At 53.9% G+C, this 25203-nt stretch carries 26 protein-coding genes; 16 read left to right on the top strand and 10 right to left on the bottom strand.

The window, feature by feature from the left end:
* Position 1: 1 nt before the first annotated feature.
* The 5 genes from nudB to ruvB all read left to right on the top strand — a co-directional run bounded on the left by nudB (position 2) and on the right by ruvB (position 3676).
* Complete coding sequence (gene nudB, locus ACHHZ6_RS01430) at positions 2-445, top strand: dihydroneopterin triphosphate diphosphatase (protein WP_182919884.1); 444 nt, start codon at positions 2-4, stop codon at positions 443-445.
* A 27-nt stretch (positions 446-472) separates the two neighbouring features.
* Positions 473-1213 carry a YebC/PmpR family DNA-binding transcriptional regulator gene (locus ACHHZ6_RS01425; protein WP_182271818.1) on the top strand — a complete coding sequence of 247 codons (741 nt, stop codon included), beginning with the start codon at positions 473-475 and terminating at the stop codon, positions 1211-1213.
* Positions 1214-1250: 37 nt separating this feature from the next.
* Positions 1251-1772, top strand: coding sequence for a crossover junction endodeoxyribonuclease RuvC (gene ruvC, locus ACHHZ6_RS01420; protein ID WP_395121631.1), 522 nt, complete (start codon positions 1251-1253; stop codon positions 1770-1772).
* 273 nt (positions 1773-2045) lie between these two features.
* On the top strand, positions 2046-2657 hold the full coding sequence (ruvA, locus tag ACHHZ6_RS01415; RefSeq protein WP_182271817.1) for a Holliday junction branch migration protein RuvA: 612 nt from the start codon (positions 2046-2048) through the stop codon (positions 2655-2657).
* Positions 2658-2665: 8 nt separating this feature from the next.
* Positions 2666-3676 carry a Holliday junction branch migration DNA helicase RuvB gene (gene ruvB, locus ACHHZ6_RS01410; RefSeq protein WP_182271816.1) on the top strand — a complete coding sequence of 337 codons (1011 nt, stop codon included), beginning with the start codon at positions 2666-2668 and terminating at the stop codon, positions 3674-3676.
* A 59-nt stretch (positions 3677-3735) separates the two neighbouring features.
* Here ruvB and znuB read toward each other — a convergent pair whose 3' ends face one another.
* Both znuB and znuC read right to left on the bottom strand, forming a co-directional pair.
* On the bottom strand, positions 3736-4521 hold the full coding sequence (znuB, locus tag ACHHZ6_RS01405; protein WP_182271815.1) for a zinc ABC transporter permease subunit ZnuB: 786 nt from the start codon (positions 4519-4521) through the stop codon (positions 3736-3738).
* Positions 4518-5273 (bottom strand): zinc ABC transporter ATP-binding protein ZnuC, encoded by a 756-nt coding sequence (znuC, locus tag ACHHZ6_RS01400; RefSeq protein ID WP_182271814.1) that lies wholly within the window; start codon positions 5271-5273, stop codon positions 4518-4520. The genes znuB and znuC overlap by 4 nt, the downstream gene beginning before the upstream one ends.
* A 77-nt stretch (positions 5274-5350) precedes the next feature.
* Between znuC and znuA the strand changes: the two genes are divergently transcribed.
* The 3 genes from znuA (at position 5351) to lpxM (ending at position 8723) form a co-directional block, all read left to right on the top strand.
* Entirely contained in the window at positions 5351-6295 is a 945-nt protein-coding gene (znuA, locus tag ACHHZ6_RS01395; protein WP_182271813.1) for a zinc ABC transporter substrate-binding protein ZnuA, read from the top strand.
* 15 nt (positions 6296-6310) lie between these two features.
* Entirely contained in the window at positions 6311-7630 is a 1320-nt protein-coding gene (gene mepM, locus ACHHZ6_RS01390) for a murein DD-endopeptidase MepM (RefSeq protein WP_182271812.1), read from the top strand.
* A gap of 121 nt (positions 7631-7751) precedes the next feature.
* Entirely contained in the window at positions 7752-8723 is a 972-nt protein-coding gene (gene lpxM / locus ACHHZ6_RS01385; RefSeq protein WP_182271811.1) for a lauroyl-Kdo(2)-lipid IV(A) myristoyltransferase, read from the top strand.
* A 51-nt stretch (positions 8724-8774) separates the two neighbouring features.
* On the opposite strand, the gene pyk is transcribed toward lpxM, so the two are convergent.
* Together pyk and ACHHZ6_RS01375 are read right to left on the bottom strand one after the other, a co-directional pair.
* The gene (gene pyk / locus ACHHZ6_RS01380; protein WP_182271810.1) at positions 8775-10217 is read right to left on the bottom strand and encodes a pyruvate kinase; all 1443 of its coding nucleotides are present in this window, start codon (positions 10215-10217) and stop codon (positions 8775-8777) included.
* 116 nt (positions 10218-10333) lie between these two features.
* A complete protein-coding gene (locus ACHHZ6_RS01375) occupies positions 10334-11203 on the bottom strand; it encodes a MurR/RpiR family transcriptional regulator (protein ID WP_182920023.1) in 870 nt (289 codons plus the stop codon).
* Between the two features lie 355 nt (positions 11204-11558).
* On the opposite strand from ACHHZ6_RS01375, the gene zwf reads away from it, so the two are divergent.
* The 3 genes from zwf to kdgA all read left to right on the top strand — a co-directional run bounded on the left by zwf (position 11559) and on the right by kdgA (position 15761).
* On the top strand, positions 11559-13034 hold the full coding sequence (gene zwf / locus ACHHZ6_RS01370; RefSeq protein ID WP_182271808.1) for a glucose-6-phosphate dehydrogenase: 1476 nt from the start codon (positions 11559-11561) through the stop codon (positions 13032-13034).
* A gap of 234 nt (positions 13035-13268) precedes the next feature.
* On the top strand, positions 13269-15080 hold the full coding sequence (edd, locus tag ACHHZ6_RS01365) for a phosphogluconate dehydratase (protein WP_395121630.1): 1812 nt from the start codon (positions 13269-13271) through the stop codon (positions 15078-15080).
* Between the two features lie 39 nt (positions 15081-15119).
* The gene (gene kdgA, locus ACHHZ6_RS01360) at positions 15120-15761 is read left to right on the top strand and encodes a bifunctional 4-hydroxy-2-oxoglutarate aldolase/2-dehydro-3-deoxy-phosphogluconate aldolase (protein ID WP_006811025.1); all 642 of its coding nucleotides are present in this window, start codon (positions 15120-15122) and stop codon (positions 15759-15761) included.
* A gap of 41 nt (positions 15762-15802) precedes the next feature.
* Here the strand turns inward: kdgA and purT are convergent, their stop codons facing one another.
* The gene (gene purT, locus ACHHZ6_RS01355) at positions 15803-16981 is read right to left on the bottom strand and encodes a formate-dependent phosphoribosylglycinamide formyltransferase (RefSeq protein ID WP_395121629.1); all 1179 of its coding nucleotides are present in this window, start codon (positions 16979-16981) and stop codon (positions 15803-15805) included.
* Positions 16982-17176: 195 nt separating this feature from the next.
* On the opposite strand from purT, the gene ptrB reads away from it, so the two are divergent.
* Positions 17177-19237 (top strand): oligopeptidase B, encoded by a 2061-nt coding sequence (ptrB, locus tag ACHHZ6_RS01350; RefSeq protein WP_395121628.1) that lies wholly within the window; start codon positions 17177-17179, stop codon positions 19235-19237.
* Here ptrB and exoX read toward each other — a convergent pair.
* From exoX to ACHHZ6_RS01335, 3 genes are all read right to left on the bottom strand, one after another.
* Positions 19234-19896, bottom strand: coding sequence for an exodeoxyribonuclease X (gene exoX / locus ACHHZ6_RS01345; RefSeq protein WP_182271804.1), 663 nt, complete (start codon positions 19894-19896; stop codon positions 19234-19236). The genes ptrB and exoX overlap by 4 nt on opposite strands.
* A gap of 24 nt (positions 19897-19920) precedes the next feature.
* The gene (locus ACHHZ6_RS01340) at positions 19921-20571 is read right to left on the bottom strand and encodes a carbon-nitrogen hydrolase family protein (protein ID WP_182271803.1); all 651 of its coding nucleotides are present in this window, start codon (positions 20569-20571) and stop codon (positions 19921-19923) included.
* Positions 20572-20681: 110 nt separating this feature from the next.
* Positions 20682-20912, bottom strand: a complete 231-nt coding sequence (locus tag ACHHZ6_RS01335; protein ID WP_182271802.1) for a DNA polymerase III subunit theta — start codon at positions 20910-20912, stop codon at positions 20682-20684.
* A gap of 137 nt (positions 20913-21049) precedes the next feature.
* On the opposite strand from ACHHZ6_RS01335, the gene yobA reads away from it, so the two are divergent.
* Genes yobA through ACHHZ6_RS01320 form a run of 3 tightly spaced genes read left to right on the top strand, consistent with a single transcriptional unit; the run spans position 21050 to position 22647 of the window.
* The gene (gene yobA / locus ACHHZ6_RS01330) at positions 21050-21421 is read left to right on the top strand and encodes a CopC domain-containing protein YobA (protein ID WP_182271801.1); all 372 of its coding nucleotides are present in this window, start codon (positions 21050-21052) and stop codon (positions 21419-21421) included.
* Position 21422: 1 nt separating this feature from the next.
* Positions 21423-22292: a copper homeostasis membrane protein CopD gene (gene copD, locus ACHHZ6_RS01325; RefSeq protein ID WP_395121627.1), complete on the top strand. Its 870-nt coding sequence runs from the start codon at positions 21423-21425 to the stop codon at positions 22290-22292.
* Between the two features lie 16 nt (positions 22293-22308).
* Positions 22309-22647: a YebY family protein gene (locus tag ACHHZ6_RS01320; protein WP_182271799.1), complete on the top strand. Its 339-nt coding sequence runs from the start codon at positions 22309-22311 to the stop codon at positions 22645-22647.
* Between the two features lie 475 nt (positions 22648-23122).
* Here ACHHZ6_RS01320 and ACHHZ6_RS01315 read toward each other — a convergent pair whose 3' ends face one another.
* On the bottom strand, positions 23123-24064 hold the full coding sequence (locus ACHHZ6_RS01315; protein ID WP_395121626.1) for a VirK/YbjX family protein: 942 nt from the start codon (positions 24062-24064) through the stop codon (positions 23123-23125).
* A gap of 178 nt (positions 24065-24242) precedes the next feature.
* Here ACHHZ6_RS01315 and pphA point away from each other — a divergent pair, with 178 nt between their 5' ends.
* Complete coding sequence (gene pphA, locus ACHHZ6_RS01310; protein WP_182271795.1) at positions 24243-24887, top strand: protein-serine/threonine phosphatase; 645 nt, start codon at positions 24243-24245, stop codon at positions 24885-24887.
* Positions 24888-24925: 38 nt separating this feature from the next.
* Here pphA and ACHHZ6_RS01305 read toward each other — a convergent pair whose 3' ends face one another.
* Positions 24926-25165, bottom strand: coding sequence for a YebV family protein (locus ACHHZ6_RS01305; protein WP_182271794.1), 240 nt, complete (start codon positions 25163-25165; stop codon positions 24926-24928).
* Positions 25166-25203: the final 38 nt, after the last annotated feature.

Below are 25203 nucleotides of genomic sequence, written 5' to 3'. Positions count from 1 at the left end.
TATGGCATATAAGCGTCCCGTTTCTGTCTTAGTTGTAATCTACGCCCAGGACACGAAGCGGGTGCTGATGTTGCAGCGGCGCGATGACCCTGATTTCTGGCAGTCGGTTACCGGCAGTCTGGAAGAGGGGGAAACCGCGTTGCAGGCCGCCGCGCGCGAAGTAAAGGAAGAGGTCACCATTGATGTTGCTTGCGAGCAACTGACCCTGAAGGACTGTCAGCGCACGGTGGAGTTTGAAATTTTTAGCCATTTACGTCATCGCTATGCTCCGGGTATTGAGCGCAATACGGAATCGTGGTTCTGCCTTGCGCTCCCCCGCGAACGGGAGGTCGTGTTCACCGAACACCTGGCCTACCGTTGGGTGAATGCGGCGGATGCCGCCGCGCTAACCAAGTCGTGGAGCAACCGGCAGGCGATTGAAGAATTTGTAATTAACGCTGCCTGAGAAGGCGCGATTTTTGGAGAACTTTTTATGGCAGGTCATAGTAAGTGGGCCAACACCAAACACCGCAAAGCGGCACAGGATGCCAAGCGCGGTAAGATCTTTACCAAAATCATTCGTGAGCTGGTAACGGCAGCACGTCTGGGTGGCGGCGATGCGGGTTCTAACCCACGTCTGCGTGCGGCTATTGATAAAGCGCTGTCTAACAACATGACGCGTGACACCCTGAACCGTGCTATCGCACGTGGCGTGGGCGGTGACGAAGACGCGAACATGGAAACCATCATTTATGAAGGTTACGGCCCTGGCGGTACTGCGGTAATGGTTGAATGTCTGTCTGACAACCGTAACCGTACCGTTGCGGAAGTGCGTCATGCGTTCAGCAAAACCGGTGGCAACCTGGGTACCGACGGTTCTGTAGCGTACCTGTTCAGCAAAAAAGGCGTGATCTCCTTCGAGAAAGGTGATGAAGATGTGATCATGGAAGCGGCGCTGGAAGCCGGTGCTGAAGACGTTGTGACCTTCGATGATGGTGCTATCGACGTGTACACCGCGTGGGAAGAGATGGGTGCAGTGCGTGACGCCCTGGAAGCGGCTGGCCTGAAAGCGGACAACGCTGAAGTGTCTATGATCCCGTCAACCAAAGCGGATATGGATGCTGAAACAGCACCGAAACTGCTGCGTCTGATCGACATGCTCGAAGATTGCGATGACGTGCAGGAAGTGTATCACAACGGTGAAATCTCTGATGAGGTTGCGGCTACGCTGTAATGGCGTGGCTTAATTTTATCGTTACAGGAGACGCGTGATGTCGATTATCCTCGGGATAGACCCCGGCTCGCGCGTCACCGGTTATGGCGTCATCCGTCAGGTTGGACGCCAGTTAACCTACCTGGGCAGCGGTTGTATTCGCACCAAAGTTGACGATTTACCGTCCCGCCTGAAGCTCATTTATGTAGGCGTGACGGAGATTATCACCCAGTTTCAGCCGGACTATTTCGCCATCGAGCAGGTCTTTATGGCGAAAAACGCCGATTCGGCGTTAAAGCTCGGCCAGGCACGCGGCGTGGCCATTGTTGCTGCCGTGAACCAGGATCTTCCGGTATTTGAATACGCGGCACGACAGGTTAAGCAGACGGTGGTGGGGATTGGTAGCGCGGAGAAAAGTCAGGTACAGCACATGGTGCGCACCTTGCTGAAGCTTCCCGCGAACCCACAGGCCGATGCCGCCGATGCGCTGGCCATTGCGATAACCCACTGTCATGTCAGCCAGAACGCGATGCAAATGAGCGAGTCGCGGCTCAATCTGGCGCGAGGCAGGTTACGATAATGAGAAATCAGGCTGGATGTTTATCCAGCCTTTTTTTATTATACCCGTCATAATTCAAGCTGCATGTGCGTTGGCTGCACTCGCTCACCCCAGTCACTTACTGGTGTAAGCTCCAGGGGATTCACTCCCTTGCCGCGTGACTCGGCCTATGGCCTCTCCCCTTCGGGGCCAGCGCAAGCGCTGTTCAAAACGCTAAAGGCGTTTTGTCCTGCAACTCGAATTATTTAGGGTATACGTCGGCAGTTAATTTCTTCCAGAACGCAGGAGCGTCACGTGATAGGCAGACTCAGAGGCATCATCATTGAAAAACAACCCCCGTTAGTGCTGCTGGAAGTAGGTGGCGTGGGCTATGAAGTCCATATGCCAATGACCTGCTTCTATGAGCTGCCGGACGCGGGTAAAGAGGCGATTGTCTTTACCCAGTTTGTGGTGCGTGAAGATGCCCAGTTGCTGTACGGCTTTAATAACAAGCAGGAACGTACGCTGTTCCGCGAGCTGATTAAAACCAATGGCGTCGGGCCAAAGCTGGCACTGGCTATTCTGTCCGGGATGTCTGCCCAACAGTTTGTGAATGCCGTTGAGCGCGAAGATCCCGCTGCGTTGATTAAGCTGCCGGGTATCGGTAAGAAAACCGCCGAGCGTCTGATTGTCGAGATGAAAGACCGCTTTAAAGGTCTCCACGGCGATCTGTTTACCCCAGCGGCGGACCTGGTGCTGACCTCTCCTGGTGCGCCAGCATCGGATGACGCCGAACAGGAAGCGGTTGCTGCGCTGGTAGCACTGGGCTATAAACCTCAGGAGGCCAGCCGCATGGTGAGTAAAATCGCCAAACCGGATGCCAGCAGTGAAACCCTGATTCGTGAAGCGCTGCGCGCTGCATTGTGAGGTAAAGGATGATTGAAGCAGACCGCCTGGTATCGGCAGGCACTATTCAGGCAGATGACGTGGTGGATCGCGCGATCCGCCCCAAACTGCTTGATGAGTATATCGGCCAGCCACAGGTTCGTTCCCAGATGGAAATTTTCATCCAGGCGGCAAAATTGCGTGGCGATGCGCTCGATCACCTGCTGATTTTTGGCCCTCCAGGCCTGGGTAAAACCACGCTGGCGAATATTGTAGCCAATGAAATGGGCGTAAACCTGCGTACCACGTCTGGCCCGGTGCTGGAAAAAGCAGGTGACCTGGCGGCGATGCTGACCAACCTTGAACCTCACGATGTACTGTTTATCGATGAGATCCACCGCCTGTCACCGGTGGTGGAGGAGGTGCTCTATCCGGCGATGGAAGACTATCAGCTGGATATTATGATTGGTGAAGGCCCGGCGGCACGCTCTATCAAAATCGACCTGCCGCCGTTCACCCTGATTGGTGCGACGACGCGTGCCGGGTCGTTAACCTCGCCACTGCGTGACCGTTTTGGCATTGTACAGCGCCTGGAGTTTTATCAGGTTCCTGACCTTCAGCATATCGTTGGCCGTAGTGCCCGCTATATGGGGCTGGAGATGAGCGAAGAAGGGGCGTTCGAAGTGGCGAAACGCTCTCGCGGTACACCGCGTATTGCTAACCGCTTGCTGCGCCGCGTGCGTGACTTTGCTGAAGTGAAGCACGATGGCTCGATTTCCGCTGAGATTGCCGCACAGGCACTGGACATGCTGAATGTGGATGCTGAAGGCTTCGACTATATGGATCGTAAGCTGCTGCTGGCGGTACTGGACAAGTTCTTTGGCGGCCCTGTCGGGCTGGACAATCTGGCGGCGGCAATTGGTGAAGAGCGTGAAACAATTGAGGACGTACTGGAGCCGTATCTGATCCAGCAGGGCTTCTTACAGCGTACGCCGCGTGGACGTATGGCAACGGTACGAGCGTGGAATCATTTCGGGATCACCCCACCGGAGATGCCGTAATGCTGTGTTCCCTCTCCCTGTGGGAGAGGGCCAGGGTGAGGGCATCAGCGCCCTCGGTCTTAACTTGCTGTTTTCTTCATCATACTGAAAATAAACAGCAGCGCCGCGCACAGCACTACTGACGGGCCTGCCGGTGTGTCATAAAATGCCGAGAAAGTCAGCCCGCCTGTTACCGCAATCATCCCCACGATAACCGCTACACCCGCCATTTGCTCCGGCGTACGGGCAAAACGACGTGCTGTGGCCGCCGGAATGATCAGCAGTGAGGTGATAATCAGCGCACCGACAAATTTCATTGCTACCCCGATGGTCAACGCAGTTACCAGCATCAGTAGCAGCTTCACGCGCTGCAGTTTCACGCCGTCGACAAACGCCAGATCCGGGCTCACGGTCATTGCCAGCAGGTTACGCCACTGCCACAGCAAAATGCACAGCACCACCACAACCCCGATGGCGATAGAAATCAGGTCTTCCGGCGTCACGGCCAGCAGGTCACCAAACAGGTAGGCCATCAGGTCAACGCGGATATTGGACATCAGACTCACCACGACCAGCCCCAGCGACAGGGCGCTATGCGCCATAATGCCAAGCAGCGTATCAATGGCGAGGTGAGGGCGCTTTTCCAGCCAGACCAGACCGGCAGCCAGCAGCAGCGTGACCACAATCACCGCATAGAACGGATTGATGTCCAGTAACAGGCCAAAGGCAACCCCGAGCAGAGAGGCATGCGCCAGGGTATCGCCGAAATAGGACATTCTGCGCCACACCACAAACGAGCCAAGCGGGCCCGCGGCGCAGGCAAGCATAATCCCGGCCAGCCAGCCGGGCAGTAACAGTTCAATCATGAGTGTCCATTCCCCCGGCGCAGGACAATTCGTCCCTGTAAATCGTGGCGGTGATTATGATGATGGCGATAAATTCCCAGCTGTTCAGCACCGCGGGGGCCAAACATAGAGATAAACTCCGGGTGCGTCGACACCACGTCCGGCGTGCCGGAACAGCAGATATGATGGTTCAGACACAGCACTTCGTCGGTTTTTGCCATCACCAGATGCAGGTCGTGGGAAACCATCAGTACCGCGCAGTTAAGCTCGCGGCGCAGCTGGTCGATTAAATCATAAAGTGCAACCTGACCATTCACATCCACACCCTGCGTCGGTTCATCCAGCACCAGCAACTGTGGGCTGCTCAGCAGCGCACGGGCAAGTAAAACGCGCTGGGTTTCACCACCAGAGAGTTTCTGCAACGGGGCGTCGACAAGATGACCCGCCTGGACACGTTTCAGCGCCGGGAGAATGTCGGCTTTATGTGTACCAGGGCGAAGACGCAGGAAGCGGCTGACCGTCAACGGCAGCGTGGCGTCCAGGTGTAATTTTTGCGGCACATAGCCGATACGCAATTTTTCTTCGCGCGTGATCACGCCTTCGTCAGGTCTTACCAGGCCAAGCACTACGCGAACGAGCGTGGATTTACCTGCACCATTAGGGCCGAGCAGCGTCAGAATTTTGCCGGGTTTCAGATCCAGTGACACGTCAGAAAGGACGCGGCGCTGACCGAATGAGACCGAAATATTTTCGAGAGAAACCAAAGTCGTCATGTCAATTTAAGCTTGCAGAAGTCAACGAATGTTATAATATCACATTCCACGCATTCATTACGATGATTAGTCGCATTATGTTACATAAAAATACGCTTCTTTTCGCAGCATTATCCGCTGCTCTTTGGGGTACAACAGCACAAGATGGTAACGCCGCCGTTGTCGCTTCGCTTAAACCGCTCGGATTCATTGCTTCGGCCATTGCAGACGGGGTGACAGAGACTCAGGTTTTGCTGCCTGATGGTGCCTCCGAACATGACTATTCCTTGCGGCCGTCGGATGTAAAACGCTTACAAAACGCGGACTTAGTTGTCTGGATTGGGCCGGAAATGGAAGCGTTTATGCAGAAATCGGCAAAACAGGTTCCTGAACAGAAACAGGTCACTATTGCCGAACTGTCAGGTGTGAAACCGCTGCTCATGAAAGGGGCTGATGACGACGGTGGCGAACACGACCACGCGCATGCCAGCAGTGAAAAAGGTGATGGAGATCACCATCACGGCGAGTACAACATGCATCTTTGGCTTTCCCCAGAGATAGCGCGGCTTTCAGCGGTTGCAATCCATGACAAATTAGTGGAACTTATGCCGCAAAGTCGAGCCAAACTAGACGCCAACCTGAAGGATTTTGAGGCTCAATTAGCCGCAACCGATAAGCAGGTGGGTAACGAGCTCGCACCGTTGAAAGGAAAAGGGTATTTCGTTTTTCATGACGCCTATGGCTATTACGAAAAACACTACGGCCTGACCCCACTTGGTCACTTTACCGTCAACCCTGAAATTCAGCCCGGTGCGCAGCGTTTACATGAAATCAGAACACAGTTGGTTGAGCAAAAAGCGACTTGCGTTTTTGCTGAGCCACAGTTCAGGCCAGCGGTCGTAGAAGCCGTGGCCAGGGGAACATCCGTGCGCATGGGAACCCTTGACCCGCTAGGAACGAATATCCAGTTGAGCAAAGCGAGCTATTCGCAGTTCCTCAGCCAACTGGCGAACCAGTATGCGAGCTGCCTGAAAGGAGATTAACGAGGAAGTGAATACGTGCAACAGATAGCCCGCTCTGTCGCTCTGGCATTTAACAATTTGCCCCGACCCCATCGCGTTATGCTGGGGTCGCTTACTGTTCTCACCTTAGCGGTCGCCGTCTGGCGGCCCTATGTGTACCACCCAAGTTCTGCCCCTATCATCAAAACCATTGAGCTTGAAAAGAGCGAGATCCGTTCTTTACTGCCAGAGGCCAGCGAACCCATCGACCAGACGGCTCAGGAAGATGAAGCCATCCCTCAGGATGAGCTGGATGATAAAACCGAAAATGACTCAGGTACCCATGAATATGTCGTCTCGACGGGCGATACGCTGAGCAGCGTTCTGAACCAGTACGGCATTGAAATGGGGGATATCAGCCAGCTGGCAGCCGCGGATAAAGCATTACGCAACCTTAAAATTGGTCAGCAACTCTCCTGGACATTGAGCGCGGAGGGCGATTTACAGAGCCTGACGTGGGAAGTGTCGCGTCGTGAAACCCGCACCTATGAGCGTACTGCAAACGGTTTCAAGATGGACAGCGAAATGCAGCAGGGCGACTGGGTGAACAGCGTGCTGAAAGGCACCGTTGGAGCGAGTTTTGTCTCCAGCGCACGTGATGCCGGGTTGACCAGCGCTGAAATCAGCGCGGTTATCAGGGCCATGCAGTGGCAAATGGATTTCCGTAAACTGAAAAAAGGCGATGAGTTCTCTGTGCTGATGTCCCGTGAAATGCTGGATGGCAAACGCGAGCAAAGTCAGCTGGTGGGTGTTCGCCTGCGTTCCGAAGGTAAAGATTACTACGCCATTCGCGCCGAAGACGGTAAGTTTTATGACCGTAACGGTACCGGGCTGGCGAAAGGCTTCCTGCGCTTCCCGACGGCTAAACAGTTCCGCGTCTCTTCCAACTTCAACCCGCGTCGTCTGAACCCGGTCACCGGACGTGTTGCACCACATCGTGGTGTCGATTTCGCGATGCCGCAGGGTACGCCAGTGCTGGCGGTGGGTGATGGCGAAGTGGTCATGGCTAAACGCAGCGGGGCTGCAGGGTATTACGTGGCGGTTCGTCATGGACGTACCTACACCACCCGTTATATGCACCTGCGTAAAATGCTGGTGCAGCCGGGGCAGAAAGTGAAGCGCGGCGATCGTATTGCGCTCTCGGGTAATACCGGACGCTCTACGGGTCCGCATCTGCACTATGAAGTGTGGATTAACCAGCAGGCGGTGAATCCGCTGACGGCGAAGCTGCCGCGCACCGAAGGCCTGACGGGTAAAGATCGTAATGATTACCTGGCTCAGGTGAAAGAGGTGATACCGCAACTGCGTTTTGACTAAACGCTGTTCAGCATAAAGCCGGTGCCAGTGCGCACCGGCTTTTTCTTTTGTGCCTGAGCCTCAGCCTCGCTACACTATTCGCATTATTCGTTTTTTTCGCATTACCTTCCCTGGAATCAGCATGGAAACAAAAAAAAATAACATTGAGTATATTCCTGAGTTTGAGCCGTCGTTTCGTCACCCGCGCAACTGGGGAGCCTGGCTTGGCGTATATGCCTTCGCCGGTATCGCGTTACTGCCAGCATCCGTGCGTGATCCTCTGCTGGGAAAGGTAGGCCGTCTTGCCGGACGGATGGGTAAAAGCGCCCGCCGCCGCGCACAGATCAACCTCTATTACTGTTTCCCTGAAAAGAGCGACGCCGAGCGCGAAGCGATTATTGATGCCATGTATACCACTGCCCCGCAGGCAATGGCGATGATGGCAGAGCTGGCACTGAAAGGGCCAGAGAAAATCCTCAATCGTGTGGACTGGAAAGGGCTGGAAATCATCGACGAGATGCGTCGCAATGATGAGAAGGTGATTTTTCTCGTTCCTCATGGCTGGGGTGTGGATATTCCCGCCATGCTGATGGCATCGCAAGGTCAGAAAATGGCGGCGATGTTCCATAATCAGGGGAATAAGATCTTTGATTACGTCTGGAATACCGTGCGTCGCCGCTTTGGTGGTCGCCTGCATGCGCGTAACGATGGAATCAAGCCGTTTATTCAGTCCGTGCGTCAGGGATACTGGGGCTACTATTTGCCGGATCAGGATCACGGTGCTGAGCACAGTGAGTTTGTCGATTTCTTTGCGACCTACAAGGCGACACTGCCTGCGATTGGCCGCTTGATGAAAGTCTGCCGTGCCAGAGTTGTTCCGCTGTTCCCTGTTTATGATGGCAAAACGCATCGTCTGAGCATTGAAGTGCGTCCACCGATGGATGACTTGCTGACTGCCGACGATAACACCATTGCGCGGCGCATGAACGAAGAGGTGGAGCTTCTGGTGGGGCCACATGCAGAGCAATACACGTGGATACTGAAGCTGCTCAAAACGCGTAAACCGGGCGAAAAAGAGCCGTACAAACGTAGAGAGCTTTTCCCGGGTAAATAAAAAATATCCCCTCTCCCTGAAAGGGAGAGGGGAGCGCATATCCAGCCTTGATTACTCGACTGTCATAACGCGTGTGGTGTTAGTCGAACCGATGGTGCTCATCACGTCGCCTTGCGTCACGATGACAATATCACCGGATACCAGATAGCCCTTATCACGCAGCAGGTTAACCGCATCAGTCGCCGCCGCAACACCGTCACAGGCACTGTCGAAGTGAACTGGCGTGACGCCGCGATACAGCGCTGTCAGGTTCAGGGTGCGCTCGTGGCGGGACATGGCGAAGATTGGCAGGCCGGAGCTGATACGGGAAGTCATCAGCGCGGTACGGCCAGATTCGGTCATGGTGATGATCGCCGTAACGCCTTTCAGGTGGTTAGCCGCATACATGGCGGACATCGCAATCGCTTCTTCCACATTGTCGAACTGTACATCCAGACGGTGCTTAGAGACGTTAATGCTTGGGATCTTTTCAGCACCCAGGCATACGCGCGCCATTGCGGCGACGGTTTCTGCCGGGTACTGACCCGCCGCTGTTTCTGCGGACAGCATCACGGCATCGGTACCGTCCAGCACGGCGTTGGCCACGTCCATCACTTCTGCACGGGTTGGCATTGGGTTGGTGATCATGGACTCCATCATCTGGGTCGCGGTGATCACGGCGCGGTTCAACTGACGTGCGCGGCGAATCAGTGCTTTCTGGATACCGACCAGTTCCGGGTCGCCAATTTCCACACCCAGGTCACCACGGGCAACCATGACCACGTCAGACGCCAGGATCACGTCGTCCATTGCGTCCTGGTCGCAAACGGCTTCAGCACGTTCAACTTTGGCCACGATTTTCGCATCACAACCGGCATCGCGAGCCAGACGGCGTGCATAGTTCAGATCTTCGCCGCAGCGCGGGAAGGAGACGGCCAGGTAATCAACCCCAATCAGCGCAGCGGTTACGATATCCGCTTTGTCTTTTTCGGTCAGCGCTTCTGCAGAGAGGCCACCGCCGAGTTTGTTGATCCCTTTGTTGTTAGAAAGCGGACCACCGACGGTCACTTCGGTGAACACCTTCATTCCCTGAACGTCCAGCACTTTCAGCTGTACGCGACCGTCGTCGAGCAGCAGGATGTCGCCAGGCACCACGTCAGCCGGCAGACCTTTATAGTCGATACCGACTTTCTCTTTATCGCCTTCGCCTTTGCCCAGGTTGGCATCCAGCAAGAATTTATCACCGATATTGAGGAAAACTTTGCCTTCTTTAAAGGTGGATACGCGAATTTTGGGACCTTGCAGGTCACCGAGGATAGCAACATGGCGACCCAGTTTGGCCGCGATTTCGCGCACTTTATCAGCACGTAATTTATGGTCTTCTGGCGTACCGTGAGAGAAGTTCATACGCACCACGTTGGCACCAGCGGCGATAATTTTTTCAAGGTTATTATCGCGATCGGTAGCCGGGCCTAAGGTGGTTACGATCTTGGTTCTGCGAAGCCTTCTGGACATGTAATACTCCGTTGACTGAAACAACTTTGGTGTTGCGTGAACATTGAATCGGCCTTCTTCTGCTGCAAAGCAACAGAGAGGGGACCGAATGCCGTAAATCGTTTACATCTTAGTTATTAGGGAACATCACTCTTTATGAGCAATTCTTTATCAAAACGCGATTCCTTGAGCGCTTCTTTGACACGCTTCAAGTTATCTCTGAATTTTGTGCCCCGGCGTAAGGTAAAACCGGTTGCCAGCACGTCAATCACCGTAAGCTGCGCCAGACGAGACACCATCGGCATATACATGTCCGTGTCTTCAGGCACATCCAGAGTGATGGCGAGCGTCGCTTCTCGCGCCAGCGGTGTGCCCGCCGTCGTCAGGGCGATCACCATGGCATCGTTTTCACGCGCCAGCTGTGCCAGTTCAACCTGACTCTTGGTACGACCCGTGTGCGAGATAAGCACCACAACATCATCTTCGCTACAATTCATACAGCTCATGCGTTGCAGCACAATGTCATCGGAATAAATCACCGGAACGTTAAAGCGGAAGAACTTGTTCATGGCATCATGTGCCACAGCTGCTGACGACCCGAGACCGAAGAAGGCAATACGCTTGGCCTGCGTCAGTAAATCGACCGCGCGATTTACCGAGCTCATATCCAGCGACTGGCGGACGTGGTCAAGCGTGGCCATTGCCGACTCAAATATTTTCGCCGTGTATGCATCTACGCTGTCGTCTTCATCCACATTGCGATTAACATAGGGCGTGCCGTTTGCCAGACTTTGGGCCAGATGCAGTTTAAAATCAGGGAAACCGCGCGTTTCCAGGCTGCGGCAGAATCGATTTACCGTCGGTTCGCTGACGCCCGATTCCTGTGCCAGAGCGGCGATGCTTGAATGAATCGCCTGAGCGGGGGAGGCGAGAATAACTTCGGCCACTTTTCGCTCGGATTTGCTAAGGTGTTCCAGTTGAAACTGGATTTTTTCCAGCATGTTCATCGTTAACAAGGCGCTCATGGGTGGAAACGATTTCATTGATTGATGAAATCATGATTCGATTTAGCCGATATTACCCCTGTGGTTTCTTAAAGGGTAACAGTCGACAAGAAATGTTGTTGTTTTTTTTCATTACTTGATCGATGTCGGGTTTTACCGTGGCCGGACAGAACAAAGAATCATCGGTTTTCGCGTTATTGCCGTGCCGCATGCGTTTGGCAGGTCAAAAATCACCGTATCGCACGTGACGTTAAGCGCTAATGGTTTCGGGAATGACGTAAAAGCAGTACAGTGCATTGTAATAAAATTACAACGATACCTGGCAGAAGCACCAGGTTATCCAACTGAGGAGAATGACATGGCGGTAACGCAAACAGCCCAGGCATGTGACCTGGTCATTTTCGGCGCGAAAGGCGATCTTGCACGCCGTAAATTGCTGCCTTCCCTGTATCAACTGGAGAAAGCGGGCCAACTCCATCCGGATACCCGTATCCTGGGTGTAGGGCGCGCCGACTGGGACAAGGACGCTTATACCAAAGTGGTGCGCGAGGCGCTCGAAACTTTCATGAAAGAGAAAATTGATGAAAGTTTGTGGGATACCCTGAGTGGCCGTCTTGATTTCTGCAACCTGGACGTTAACGACGTCAGCGCGTTCACCCGTTTAGGTGAAATGCTGGATCAGAAAAACCGTGTCACCATTAACTATTTCGCCATGCCGCCAAGCACCTTCGGCGCAATCTGCAAAGGGCTGGGCGAGGCAAAACTGAATAACAAACCAGCACGCGTGGTTATGGAAAAACCGCTGGGTACATCTCTGTCGACCTCACGCGAAATTAACGACCAGGTGGGCGAATACTTCGAAGAGTGTCAGGTGTACCGCATTGACCATTACCTGGGTAAAGAGACGGTACTGAACCTGCTGGCGCTGCGTTTTGCTAACTCCCTGTTTGTAAACAACTGGGATAACCGCACTATCGACCATGTGGAAATTACCGTGGCCGAAGAGGTGGGCATTGAAGGTCGCTGGGGTTACTTTGACCAGGCCGGTCAGATGCGCGACATGATCCAGAACCACCTGCTGCAAATCCTGTGCATGATTGCGATGTCTCCGCCATCCGATCTGACGGCTGACAGCATCCGCGATGCCAAAGTGAAAGTCCTGAAATCACTGCGCCGCATTGACCGTTCAAATGTACGTGAGAAAACCGTTCGCGGTCAGTACACCGCCGGGTTTGCACAGGGTAAAAAAGTACCGGGCTATCTGGAAGAAGAGGGTGCGAACAAATCCAGCAACACAGAGACGTTTGTGGCGATCCGTGTGGATATCGACGACTGGCGCTGGGCGGGTGTTCCGTTCTATCTGCGTACCGGTAAACGTCTGCCAGCCAAATGCTCTGAAGTGGTTGTGTACTTCAAAAACCCGGAACTGAACCTGTTCAAAGAGTCCTGGCAGGAACTGCCGCAGAACAAACTGACCATCCGTCTGCAGCCGGACGAAGGTGTGGATATTCAGATCCTGAACAAAGTCCCAGGCCTGGATCACAAGCACAACCTGCAGACCACCAAGCTGGATCTGAGTTATTCCGAAACCTTCAACCAGACGCACCTGGCTGATGCTTACGAGCGTCTGCTGCTGGAAACCATGCGTGGTATCCAGGCGCTGTTCGTGCGTCGCGATGAAGTGGAAGAGGCGTGGAAATGGGTCGACTCCATCACCGAAGCCTGGGCTGCCGATCAGGATGTGCCAAAACCGTATCAGGCGGGGACCTGGGGGCCGGTCGCATCGGTTGCGATGATCACCCGTGATGGTCGCTCATGGAACGAGTTTGAGTAAGATTATCCACTAACCCAGAGGTGTTATTTTACCGGTAACATGATCTGGCACAGTTAGTCGCATAATTTTTAATCTTTTAAGCTCCGCGTGGATTCACCCGCGGAGCTTTTTTTATTACACTGCCGGAAGTGATTTTGCCCCTGGGCTCCGGACAGCAAGCGTTTCAGCGTTGTTAACAACTGCCAGCAACTTTGTAAACTCCCGAGCACGGACAGATAAATTAGAGGAGCTTTTATGAATCCTGTATTGTTACGCGTAACAAAACGCATTATCGAGCGCTCAAAAGAGACGCGCTCGGCCTACCTCGCCCGGATTGAACAGGCAAAGAGTAACACTGTCCACCGCTCTCAGCTGGCCTGCGGTAACCTGGCCCACGGCTTTGCCGCCTGCCAACCCGATGATAAAGCCTCGCTGAAAAGCATGCTGCGTAACAATATCGCCATTATTACCTCCTATAACGATATGCTTTCCGCGCACCAGCCGTATGAGGTTTACCCGGATATCATCCGTAAAGCGCTGCACAGCGTGAATGCAGTCGGTCAGGTCGCTGGTGGTGTGCCAGCGATGTGCGACGGTGTAACCCAGGGTCAGGACGGAATGGAGCTGTCTCTGCTGAGCCGCGAAGTGATTGCGATGTCTGCGGCGGTTGGCTTGTCTCACAACATGTTCGATGGTGCGCTGTACCTGGGCGTGTGTGACAAGATAGTCCCGGGGCTGGCGATGGCGGCACTGTCGTTTGGTCATCTGCCCGCAATTTTTGTGCCGTCAGGTCCAATGAGCAGCGGCCTGCCAAACAAAGAAAAAGTACGTATTCGACAGCTGTATGCTGAAGGCAAAGCAGACCGTCAGGCGCTGCTGGAAGCGGAAGCCGCCTCTTACCACGCGCCGGGGACCTGCACCTTCTACGGTACGGCCAACACCAACCAGATGGTGGTGGAGTTTATGGGGATGCAGCTGCCAGGTTCGTCCTTTATCCAGCCGGATGCTCCGCTGCGTCAGGCGCTGACTGAAGCCGCTGCCCGCCAGGTGACGCGTTTGACCGGTAACGGCAGCGAGTGGCTGCCTCTGGGTAAAATGATCGACGAAAAAGTCGTTGTTAACGGAATTGTCGCGCTGCTGGCAACCGGTGGTTCAACCAACCACACCATGCACCTGGTAGCGATGGCACGCGCGGCGGGCATCCTGATCAACTGGGACGATTTCTCCGATATTTCTGCTGTTGTACCGCTGATGGCGCGTCTGTACCCGAATGGCCCGGCGGACATTAACCACTTCCAGGCAGCCGGTGGCGTGCCGGTTCTGATGTGTGAACTGCTCAAAGGCGGTCTGCTGCATGAAGATGTGAACACTGTGGCGGGCTTTGGTCTGCAGCGCTACACCCTGGAGCCGTGGCTGAACAACGGCGAGCTGGACTGGCGTGAAGGCGCGAGCGCGTCCCTCGATGCGCAGGTTATCGCCACCATCGACAAACCGTTCTCTCACCACGGTGGTACCAAAGTGCTGAGCGGTAACCTGGGTCGTGCAGTAATGAAAACGTCTGCCGTACCGGAAGAGAATCAGATTATCGAAGCGCCGGCGGTGGTGTTTGAAAGCCAGCACGACGTGTTACCAGCCTTTGACGCTGGCCTGCTCGACAAAGATTGCGTGGTGGTGGTGCGCCACCAGGGGCCAAAAGCCAACGGGATGCCAGAATTGCATAAACTTATGCCGCCACTTGGTGTATTATTGGACCGCTGTTTCAAAATTGCGTTGGTGACCGATGGACGCCTTTCTGGGGCATCAGGTAAAGTGCCTTCAGCGATCCACGTGACCCCTGAAGCTTACGACGGCGGCCTGCTGGCGAAAGTTCGCGATGGCGACATGATCCGCGTCAACGGTCAGACAGGCGAGTTAACCCTGCTGGTGGATGAAGCAGAGCTGGCAGCACGTAAGCCACATATTCCTGACCTTAGCGCGTCGCGTGTGGGTACCGGACGCGAAATGTTTAGTGCGCTGCGTGAGAAACTCTCCGGCGCGGAGCAGGGCGCAACCTGTATTACGTTTTAAGACGACTTGATTTTATCGATCTGGCGAGAGAAAACTCTGATGAAAAACTGGAAAACAAGTGCAGAAGCAATCCTGACCACTGGCCCTGTCGTGCCGGTTATTGTGGTAAATAAACTGGAGCACGCTGTACCGATGGCGAAAGCGCTGGTTGCAGGTGGGGTTCGCGTTCTGGAAGTGACTCTGCGTACCGCCTGTGCGATGGACGCTATCCGCGCTATCGCCAAAGAAGTACCGGACGCGATCATCGGTGCGGGGACTGTTCTGAACGCGCAGCAGCTGGCTGAAGTGACCGAAGCAGGCGCACAGTTCGCGATCAGCCCGGGTCTGACGGAGCCTCTGCTGAAAGCCGCAACCGAAGGTTCTATTCCGCTGATCCCTGGTATCAGCACCGTGTCTGAACTGATGCTGGGCATGGACTACGGTCTGAAAGAGTTCAAATTCTTCCCGGCAGAAGCGAACGGCGGCACCAAAGCGCTGCAGGCCATTGCCGGTCCATTCTCTCAGGTTCGTTTCTGCCCAACCGGCGGTATCTCTCCGGCGAACTACCGTGACTACCTGGCGCTGAAAAGCGTGCTGTGCATCGGTGGTTCATGGCTGGTTCCGGCTGACGCGCTGGAAGCCGGTGACTGGGATCGCATTACGAAACTGGCTCGTGAAGCAGTTGAAGGTGCTAAGCAGTAAGCGTGTAGTCGAATGAAAAACGGGCCTTCTGGCCCGTTTTTTTATCCTGCTACGTTGACATTCGCGGCGGCCGTTTTGGCTCTTGCCACGGCATCATCTATATTCTCACCCGTCGCTAACGCCACGCCAAGACGACGTGAACCGTCGATTTCCGGTTTACCGAACAACCTGACCTGCAAACCTGCGCCGACGGCACCTTCAACGTTATCGAAGGTGACGTTCTGGCTGGTCAACTGCGGCAGGATCACCGCCGATGCCGCCGGGCCGTACTGACGAATACCACCGACAGGCAGGCCGAGGAAGGCACGCACATGCAGGGCGAACTCAGAGAGATCCTGTGAGATCAGGGTCACCATGCCAGTATCGTGCGGGCGAGGGGAGACTTCACTGAAAATGACCTCATCACCGCAGACAAACAGCTCCACACCGAACAGGCCGTAACCGCCCAGCGCCAGCACCGTCTTACGGGCTATTTCCTGCGCACGTTCCAGGGCCAGAGGGCTCATCTGCTGCGGCTGCCAGGATTCACGATAATCGCCATCTTCCTGACGGTGACCAATCGGGTCGCAGAAATGAACGCCATCCACGGCGCTGACGGTGAGCAGGGTGATTTCGAAATCAAACTTAACCACACCTTCGACAATCACGCGCCCGGCACCGGCGCGGCCACCCTGTTGCGCATAGTCCCAGGCCTTATCCAGCGTGCTACTGTTGCGGATAAAGCTTTGCCCTTTACCGGAGGAGCTCATTACCGGCTTAATGATGCACGGGTAGCCAATCTCGTTGACGGCCTGAAGGAATTCGGCTTTGTTACCAGCAAAACGGTAGCTGGAGGTGGGGAGTTGCAGCTCTTCAGCCGCCAGACGGCGAATACCTTCACGGTTCATGGTCAGCTTCGCCGCTTTTGCACAGGGCACTACGCGTTGACCTTCCTGCTCAAGGGCAATCAGCATATCGGTAGCAATGGCTTCGATTTCCGGTACCACGAAATCCGGTTTTTCTTTGGTAATCAGGGCGTGCAGGGCGTCGCCATCCAGCATGTTAATCACATGAGCGCGGTGGGCTACGTGCATCGCAGGGGCATCTGCATAACGATCAACCGCGATGACTTCAACGCCTAAGCGCTGGCACTCAATGGCAACCTCTTTTCCCAGTTCTCCCGATCCTAGCAGCATTACGCGCGTCGCTGCAGGTCGCAGCGCGGTTCCTAAACGAGTCATAACAATCCCCCTGAAAAAGTTGCGCGCAGTATAAACGAAAACGTTTGCGTCTGTCTTGTTCCGGGAGCCGGGAGACCGGTAAGAAATTTAGCCAGCCAGAGAATGCGTCTTTCTGCGAGTGGAGGCCATGTTTCGCTTGCATGATGTGTGCGTTTTGCCAACCTTATAGGGTGTGAAACTCAAAAGAAACATGACATGCCACCGAAAGCCCGACGTACGCCCTATGCGATCACCATGCATGGCGATACACGTATAGATAACTATTACTGGCTGCGGGACGATTCGCGCGCTCAGCCAGATGTGCTCGACTATCTGCACCAGGAAAATGAGTATGGCCGGAAGGTCATGTCCAGCCAGCAGGCGCTGCAGGATCAACTGCTGAGTGAGATGGTGCAACGCATCCCCCAGCGCGACATTTCTGCGCCCTGGACCAAAAATGGCTACCGTTACCGCCACCGCTATGACCCCGGCAATGAATATCCTGTCTATCAGCGACAGCCGGTGTTAAGTGCCGAGTGGGATGACTGGGAAACCCTGCTTGACGCTAACCAGCGCGCGGCCCACAGCGAGTTTTATACACTGGGTGGCATGTCTGTCTCACCTGATAACGCCATTATGGCGCTGGCGGAAGATTACCTCTCTCGCCGCCAGTACGGACTGCGTTTCCGTAACCTGGAGACGGGGAACTGGTATCCAGAAACGCTGGAGAATGTCTCACCGGATTTTGTCTGGGCGAACGACTCTGAAACGGTCTATTACGTCAAAAAGCATGCTTTGACCTTACTGCCCTGGCAGGTATGGCGTCACACCGTGGGCACGGCTTCCTCTGATGATGAACTGGTGTATGAAGAGAAAGACGATACGTTTTACGTTAGCCTGCATAAAACCTCGTCGCGCCGCTACGTCATCATTTCGCTCGCCAGCGCGACCACCTCTGAAGTCTTGCTGCTGGATGCCGAACTGCCCGATGCGCAGCCGCTCTGTTTTCTGCCGCGTCGCAAAGATCATGAGTACAGCCTGGATCACTTCCAGCACAGCTTTTATTTGCGTTCTAACCGTGAAGGCAAAAACTTTGGCCTCTATAAGACCAAAGTACGTGATGAGCACAAATGGGAGGTCTTAATTCCCGCCCGGGAACAGGTGATGCTCGAAGGATTTACGCTCTTCACCAACTGGCTGGTGGTGGAGGAGCGTCAGCGGGGGCTGACCAGCCTGCGACAAATTAACCGCAAAACGCGTGAAGTGGTGGGGATTGCGTTCGACGATCCGGCCTATGTAACGTGGATTGGTTTTAACCCCGAACCGGAATCATCGCGGCTGCGCTACGGCTACTCATCGATGACCACGCCAGACACATTGTTTGAACTGGATATGGACACCGGGCAGCGGCAGGTGATTAAACAGGTGGAAGTAGCGGGTTTCGACGCGGAGAAATACCGCAGTGAACACCTGTGGGTAATCGCCCGCGATGGAGTGGAGGTACCGGTGTCACTGGTGTACCGGCAGGAACATTTCCGGAAAGGTAAAAATCCGATCCTGGTATACGGCTACGGATCCTACGGCTCCAGTATGGACGCGGACTTCAGCAGCAGCAGGCTGAGCCTGCTCGATCGTGGGTTTGTTTTTGCTATCGCCCATGTGCGCGGCGGTGGGGAACTGGGTCACCACTGGTATGAAGACGGTAAGTTCCTGAAAAAGAAAAATACCTTCAATGATTATCTCGATGTTTGTGATGCGCTGGTGGATCAAGGTTATGGCGATCCGACGCTCTGCTTTGGTATGGGCGGCAGTGCCGGTGGGATGCTGATGGGGGCGGTCATTAATCAGCGTCCTGAACGCTTCAAAGGCATTGTGGCGCAGGTTCCTTTTGTGGATGTGGTGACCACCATGCTGGATGAATCCATTCCGTTAACGACGGGTGAATTCGAGGAGTGGGGTAATCCGCAGGACGATGTGTATTATCGCTATATGAAAACGTACAGCCCTTATGACAACGTAGAGGCGAAAGCCTACCCGCATTTGCTGGTGACCACTGGCCTGCATGATTCGCAAGTGCAATATTGGGAACCCGCGAAATGGGTAGCAAAACTCCGTGAACTGAAAACCGACGATAACCTGTTGCTATTGTGCACGGATATGGATTCCGGACACGGGGGAAAATCGGGGCGGTTTAAATCCTACGAAGGGGTTGCGCTGGAGTATGCCTTCCTGATTGGCCTGGCGCAGGATACGCTGCCAGGCCGTGCCGAACGTTAGGCGTCACCCAGATAGTGCTTCAGTGTTAAGCGGAGCTCCGGGCTCATTTTGTCCAGGTTGTTGTACAGCCAGCGCAAATAGCCCGGATCTTTATCCGCGATATCGGAAACCGCTTTGCCGCGGTATTTACCAAAGGTAAAGGTCGTCAACAATGCGGGACGTCCGGTAATCGTGGCCATATCATCCGGCGTCCAGCCAGATGTATTCATGATGTCAATCAGCAGCGCGGCGGTGATATAGCAGTCGTACAGGGCGCGGTGGTGATGTAACCCTTCCGGCGTTCTGACGCTGAGCTTGCGGGATTTATACAGCGCCATGTTGCTGTATTTGATCCCTGGCCACAGGCGGCGCGCCAGCTTCATGGTGCAGATCCACTCCCCGGGCATTTCCGGCAATACCCGGCGGTCAAAACTGGCGTTATGCGCAACATACCACGGGCTACCGTAATAGTGGGGAATGACCTCTTCAATCCACGGCTTGTCTGCCACCATAGACTCCGTAATACGGTGGATGGCCATCGCCTGCGGACTAATTGGACGGTCCGGACGCACCAGGTGGCTCATAGGGTTGACTATCTTCCCGTCAACAACGTCGACAGAGGCCACTTCCACTATTCCGCCCTGGAGATCGCAAGTTTCGGTATCGATGACGCGCAGCATTGATCGCTCCTGACCATAAAACGCTTAGCCTAATGGAATGATATCGCCTTGCCAACCCTGTCGGCCCAGAGAGCCGGTTAATAACAGCTCGCCTTTATCCGCACGCACGATCAACTGACCTTTTTCATCCCACAGTGCGCTACCGCTACGGGCATTGGCCATTAACACCGCGATGGCATACTTATGTGCAAAGCGCTGCAGCATACTGATGGACTGCCGCCAGCGGTTTTCCCCCACGGCCTGACAGCTGGTAAACAAGGTTGCCTGAGGGTCAAGATTCGGGGAGTCTGACTGTGTATCAATGATGGTGAGCTGTTTCTCGCCGGGGATCAGGCTTGCACCGTTACCCTGAGGATATCGCAGAATGCCATCGTGGTACGGCGTAAAAAGGACGAGCCCTTTCTGGCGTTGGCCTTGAAGATCAAGTGTGATCCCCGCAATGACGGTAATGCGGTGGAACTGTGCGGCGGCAAGCAGAGGTTCCAGCTGCCGATCGCCGGGTGGGGCAGGTAAAGTCGTTGTCCCCGGGCCGGTTAACGAGAGTTCAGGAAACACCAGCAAATCGCATTGCTGCCGTGCCGCTTCTTCAATGAAACGGAGATGGTGTTCGACATGGTCATCTACACTGTGGTGCTGCCCGGCATACTGAGCTGCCGCAATATTCCATCGTGACATCGTGACTTCCTTATACACTGAGTCGCAGGGATTTAAGAATACACCTAATTTAATCAGGGTTTTCTTATCCTGCCATAATCAGCGTAAGGAAATGTAACGGCTCGTTAAGCTTATTTAACTTTAGGTTCGTACGGCAAACGCGAGAGATTGACGGAGGCGAGACGGTGCGTAATTAAGCGTTCGCGAAACCAGTCACGCAGGTGGGCAGGTTGCTCACGTTCAACCACTTCTGCCACGATGGGCATGTTGTAACGCTCTTTAAATGCAACGCCAGCGGCAGCGAGATCGACATTCACTTTGTCCATCTCGTCCTGAGGAAGGGCGGCCAGATTGATCTTCATTACCTTCTCCTTTTTATGCGGCGGCAACGTTACCGCGATTGCCCGACGATGACAAGTGCAGGCAGGATGATCCTCGACTCGTTTATTATACAGAGTTATTCTTTACTACACAGGCATAACAAAAAGGAATAATTGCGATGAGCTTATCCACTTCCCGCGCGGTTTGCGCACTGGCTTTTCTGCTCTCTTCAGCAATGACGCCCTCTGTGCTGGCGCATGCTCACCTTAAACAACAATCACCGGCAGCAGATACCCAGGTGGCGGCTCCGCAGGTTCTTACGCTGAATTTCTCCGAGGGCATTGAACCGGGGTTTAGCGGTGTGGTAGTAACCGATGCACAACAGCAGGCTATCAAAACCGGTGCGGTTAAGCGTAATGAAAAGGACAAGGCTCAGCTTATTGTTCCACTGGAACAAACACTGAGTGCAGGGACTTATCAGGTTGACTGGCATGTGGTCTCTGTGGACGGCCACAAAACCAAAGGCAGCTACCACTTTAGCGTGAAATAGTATGTTGCTACCGATTGATGTGGCGTTGCGCTTTATCCACTTTGGCGCGCTGATGCTGATTTTTGGTAATGCGCTATACAGCACCTGGCTTGCTCCGTTTTCACTGCATCGCCTGATGACACGACGCTTTCAGTTGCAGCAAAAAACCGCGGCGCTCGTTAGCCTGGCTACCGCGGTCCTGATGTATGGCCTTCAGGGCGGGTTGATGGGCAATGGCTGGGAGGATGTGCTGCGCCCTGATACCTGGCATGTCGTCGCCACGACGCGGTTTGGCAGTATCTGGCTGTGGCAGATAATTCTGGCGATGGTCACGGCCGGTGCGGCATGGCTGGCCCCGCAAAAAGGGGCGCGATTGCTGTTGCTCGCGATGGGGCAGTTTGTCCTGCTGGCGGGCGTAGGGCACGCAGCGATGCATGAAGGTGCGTCGGGGACATTACAGCGTCTCAACCACGCGATTCACCTGCTATGTGCAGCCACCTGGCTGGGCGGATTATTGCCGCTGTTGTTTTGCATGCGCCTGGCGAAAGGGCGCTGGCAGACCGCCGCAATCTACACCATGATGCGCTTCTCTCGTGTTGGGCATTACGCCGTCGCAGGAGTGGTGCTCTCTGGCATTATCAATGCGCTCTTTATTCTGGGTGTCAATGTCCCCTGGCATACGGGCTACGTACAGCTTCTGTTGTTCAAATGTGCGCTGGTGGCATTGATGGTGGTAATTGCGCTGATGAATCGGTATTTTCTGGTGCCACGATTTCGTCCTGAAACCGGGCGAGAACAACAGCTTTTTATCAGAATGACACAGGCAGAGGTGGTGCTGGGTGCGCTGGTTCTGGCAACGGTCAGTCTGTTTGCGACCTGGGAACCCTTTTGACAAGGTTAAATATCATATGAAAAAGACAGTACTTTCTCTCTTATTGCTGGCCTGCGCGGGGAGTGCCCTGGCGGCACCGCAGGTTATTACCGTCAGCCGTTTTGAAGTGGGTAAGGACAAATGGGCTTTCGATCGTGAAGAGGTCATGCTGACCTGTCGTCCAGGGCATGCGTTGTATGCGATCAACCCAAGCACGCTGGTGCAATACCCGTTAAACGATATCGCTGAGCAGCAGGTGGCCAGCGGTAAGAGCAGCGGGCAGCCGATAAGCGTGATCCAGATTGATGACCCGGCGAAACCGGGGCAGAAGATGAGCCTGGTACCGTTTATCGAGCGTGCCGATAAGCTCTGCTAGCGTTCTGGTTTCCAATAAAAAACCGCAGATGCTTGCGAAAGCACTGCGGTTTTTCACATTTAATGATGCTCTGACGCTTTTTTTCAGGCCGCTTTAACTGTGGACTGGAAAACCTGGCGTCGTCATCTATTCTTAAAAGGCAAGGCGATTTTAGCCTGCATTAATGCCAACTTTTAGCGCACGGCTCTCTCCCAAGAGCCATTTCCCTGGACCGAATACAGGAATCGTATTCGGTCTCTTTTTATCTGCTTTTAATTTCAGTCACTTACGGTGCTCCGACCGAAAATGCCCTAAAATCGTCCGAACTTTTATATTCGGCGTTTTTCCGTTATACCACACCATTTTTAACAATCCCAACCCATTTACACGCAAAAAATCAGATCGTCACAAATTCTTTTTTTCTGCTGTTCAGGTCTTTTCCGGTCATTTTTTCTGGTCTGGGGCCTCGCAAATGCGAGGCTTTTTTATACGTCGCTTAAAAGCGCGTTTTAATTGCCGCCTCAATCTCATCAAGCAACTCGAAGCGGCGGCGATATTCAGCTCGTTTTTTACTGGCAATCTCTTCGAGGGATTTGCGTTCCATTTGTAATGGCAGCTGCCAGCGGAAAGTAGAACGTTTTTGGCCGTCGATGGACTCCCAGAACTCATCGTAGCTGGCGTGAAAATGGCGACCTTTACTCAGACGATAACGCAGCGCGCGGAAGATGTGCCCTTCATCGCTGACCGCATAAATCGCTTTGATGCCTGAAAGCGTCGCCAGCTGGAACAGAACTTCCATCAACACACGCTTGGGGAACAGGCCATGACAGGCGCGGGTCGCTTGCTTAATGACATCACGGGACACGCTACGGCGTGGGCCTTGCAGGCCGCCAATCACCAGCACGGGCTGACCATTCTCGCGCGCAACGCAAAACGTCAGGCTCGCAAGCAGGGTATTCTCGCTATCGCGCAACCACAGCGTACATTCACCTTCGCGCTCGGCTTTGCTGGCGTTCATGGCGTTGACGTTATAACAGACGCCATCTTTGGCATGAAACTCAACAATGGACTGCTCTTGCGGGCCCGTTAACGCCTTAACCAGATCGGCGTCTTTCAGGGAATCAATCCACTGGTAGTGGTTAATGATGGCATTTGCACGATCGTTGGCGTTCATGCCACGCATCAGATACTGACGGTGGGTTTTACTCGGCAGGGTGATTTGCGAGGCCAGCAGCTGGTCAAAATCATTGCGGCGGGACAATGCGTCCAGCATACGGTGTGTCGAAGACCAGAAAAGAAGCGAACGTAACAGGAATTTCAGACGATACTCGCGTTTTTGCCAGATTGGGCCTGGGACGAGTTTACCTTTCACCAGTTCAGAAATGATATTTGTGTGATGCGAATGTGGTGCATCGTTTTGCAGGCGCGAATTTGACACGTGAAAACCTCAAAGTTTATGCATTGCACATTTTAGGGGGCATGCAAAAGTCTATTAATACTGGTGAACTATTTATTTATCCCTAGTTTACTGTCTGTTTAACTTTGTGAAAAGCGCAGTAACATCGTTGCCCGTTGGTTGTTTTCTGTTGCAACTATACTCCTTTACAGGAGGGCTTATGTATCAGCGAATCGATGGTGAAAAGTGGCGTCACGTCTGGGTTGTGAGCGATATACATGGTTGCTATCAGTGGCTTATGGATGAACTGAAACGTCGTCATTTTAATCCTTATGAGGATTTACTTATCTCGGTAGGAGATTTGATTGATCGCGGGCCAGATAGTGTTAAATGCCTGCAACTCATGCATGAAAAGTGGTTTCGTGCGGTTCGGGGTAACCATGAACAAATGGCGCTCGACAGTCTGGATAATAACGATTTTGCGCTCTGGACAATCAATGGCGGAATGTGGTTTGCACGGCTTGAGTGCGAACAACAAAAACAGGCACTGACGTTACTCGAGGCTAGCCGGAATTTACCGCACATTATCGAAATAACCTGCAAGAATGGTCTGAATGTGATCGCGCATGCCGACTACCCCGCAGCAGAGTATCAGTGGGGTAAACCCGTGAACGCACAGCGCGTGCTGTGGGATCGAAACCGGTTAATGGGCTTTATGGCAGGGAAAGGGCAGGGGATTAGCGGCGCGGATCATTTTTGGTTCGGGCATACGCCTGTTGATAAGCGGTATGATTTTAACAACCTGCACTACATCGATACCGGGGCCGTCTTCGGAGGTTACTTTACGCTGGCGCAACTGCAGTAGGAAATAAATAACCCGCCTTCGGGCGGGTTCTCTTTAGGTCAGGCAAGGCGCATGACCCAGGCATCGGTACTACGATCGTAATGCTCACGATAAAGGACAGAGTGTTCGCCATCAAGAATAGCCGGGATGCTGGTGTCTGCGTCCCAGGCATCAAGCTGCATACATAAATCCGGGTCGGACTTGCAGGGAATACTTAACGTTCGATCGCTCTGTGTTTCGCCGCGCAATTCTGCATCGTCGATTTCAAAAGCGCCAATACGCACGCTGGTTTTCGTCATAATGCTCTCCGGGGTTTGTACTAAAAATCTGGTATGAC

The organism is Enterobacter cloacae complex sp. 2024EL-00214 (assembly GCF_043945575.1).
In the GTDB taxonomy this organism is placed as follows: Bacteria; Pseudomonadota; Gammaproteobacteria; order Enterobacterales; family Enterobacteriaceae; genus Enterobacter; species Enterobacter cloacae_P.
This window is presented reverse-complemented; position numbering and strand designations above follow the sequence as displayed.

Bases quoted from the DNA above. Each gene is read 5' to 3' on its own strand.
- nudB (WP_182919884.1), top strand. From the start codon at position 2: ATGGCATATAAGCGTCCCGTTTCTGTCTTAGTTGTAATCTACGCCCAG.
- ACHHZ6_RS01425 (WP_182271818.1), top strand. From the start codon at position 473: ATGGCAGGTCATAGTAAGTGGGCCAACACCAAACACCGCAAAGCGGCA.
- ruvC (WP_395121631.1), top strand. From the start codon at position 1,251: ATGTCGATTATCCTCGGGATAGACCCCGGCTCGCGCGTCACCGGTTAT.
- ruvB (WP_182271816.1), top strand. From the start codon at position 2,666: ATGATTGAAGCAGACCGCCTGGTATCGGCAGGCACTATTCAGGCAGAT.
- znuB (WP_182271815.1), bottom strand. From the start codon at position 4,521: ATGATTGAACTGTTACTGCCCGGCTGGCTGGCCGGGATTATGCTTGCC.
- znuC (WP_182271814.1), bottom strand. From the start codon at position 5,273: ATGACGACTTTGGTTTCTCTCGAAAATATTTCGGTCTCATTCGGTCAG.
- znuA (WP_182271813.1), top strand. From the start codon at position 5,351: ATGTTACATAAAAATACGCTTCTTTTCGCAGCATTATCCGCTGCTCTT.
- lpxM (WP_182271811.1), top strand. From the start codon at position 7,752: ATGGAAACAAAAAAAAATAACATTGAGTATATTCCTGAGTTTGAGCCG.
- pyk (WP_182271810.1), bottom strand. From the start codon at position 10,217: ATGTCCAGAAGGCTTCGCAGAACCAAGATCGTAACCACCTTAGGCCCG.
- ACHHZ6_RS01375 (WP_182920023.1), bottom strand. From the start codon at position 11,203: ATGAACATGCTGGAAAAAATCCAGTTTCAACTGGAACACCTTAGCAAA.
- zwf (WP_182271808.1), top strand. From the start codon at position 11,559: ATGGCGGTAACGCAAACAGCCCAGGCATGTGACCTGGTCATTTTCGGC.
- edd (WP_395121630.1), top strand. From the start codon at position 13,269: ATGAATCCTGTATTGTTACGCGTAACAAAACGCATTATCGAGCGCTCA.
- kdgA (WP_006811025.1), top strand. From the start codon at position 15,120: ATGAAAAACTGGAAAACAAGTGCAGAAGCAATCCTGACCACTGGCCCT.
- purT (WP_395121629.1), bottom strand. From the start codon at position 16,981: ATGACTCGTTTAGGAACCGCGCTGCGACCTGCAGCGACGCGCGTAATG.
- ptrB (WP_395121628.1), top strand. From the start codon at position 17,177: ATGCCACCGAAAGCCCGACGTACGCCCTATGCGATCACCATGCATGGC.
- exoX (WP_182271804.1), bottom strand. From the start codon at position 19,896: ATGCTGCGCGTCATCGATACCGAAACTTGCGATCTCCAGGGCGGAATA.
- ACHHZ6_RS01340 (WP_182271803.1), bottom strand. From the start codon at position 20,571: ATGTCACGATGGAATATTGCGGCAGCTCAGTATGCCGGGCAGCACCAC.
- ACHHZ6_RS01335 (WP_182271802.1), bottom strand. From the start codon at position 20,912: ATGAAGATCAATCTGGCCGCCCTTCCTCAGGACGAGATGGACAAAGTG.
- yobA (WP_182271801.1), top strand. From the start codon at position 21,050: ATGAGCTTATCCACTTCCCGCGCGGTTTGCGCACTGGCTTTTCTGCTC.
- copD (WP_395121627.1), top strand. From the start codon at position 21,423: ATGTTGCTACCGATTGATGTGGCGTTGCGCTTTATCCACTTTGGCGCG.
- ACHHZ6_RS01320 (WP_182271799.1), top strand. From the start codon at position 22,309: ATGAAAAAGACAGTACTTTCTCTCTTATTGCTGGCCTGCGCGGGGAGT.
- pphA (WP_182271795.1), top strand. From the start codon at position 24,243: ATGTATCAGCGAATCGATGGTGAAAAGTGGCGTCACGTCTGGGTTGTG.
- ACHHZ6_RS01305 (WP_182271794.1), bottom strand. From the start codon at position 25,165: ATGACGAAAACCAGCGTGCGTATTGGCGCTTTTGAAATCGACGATGCA.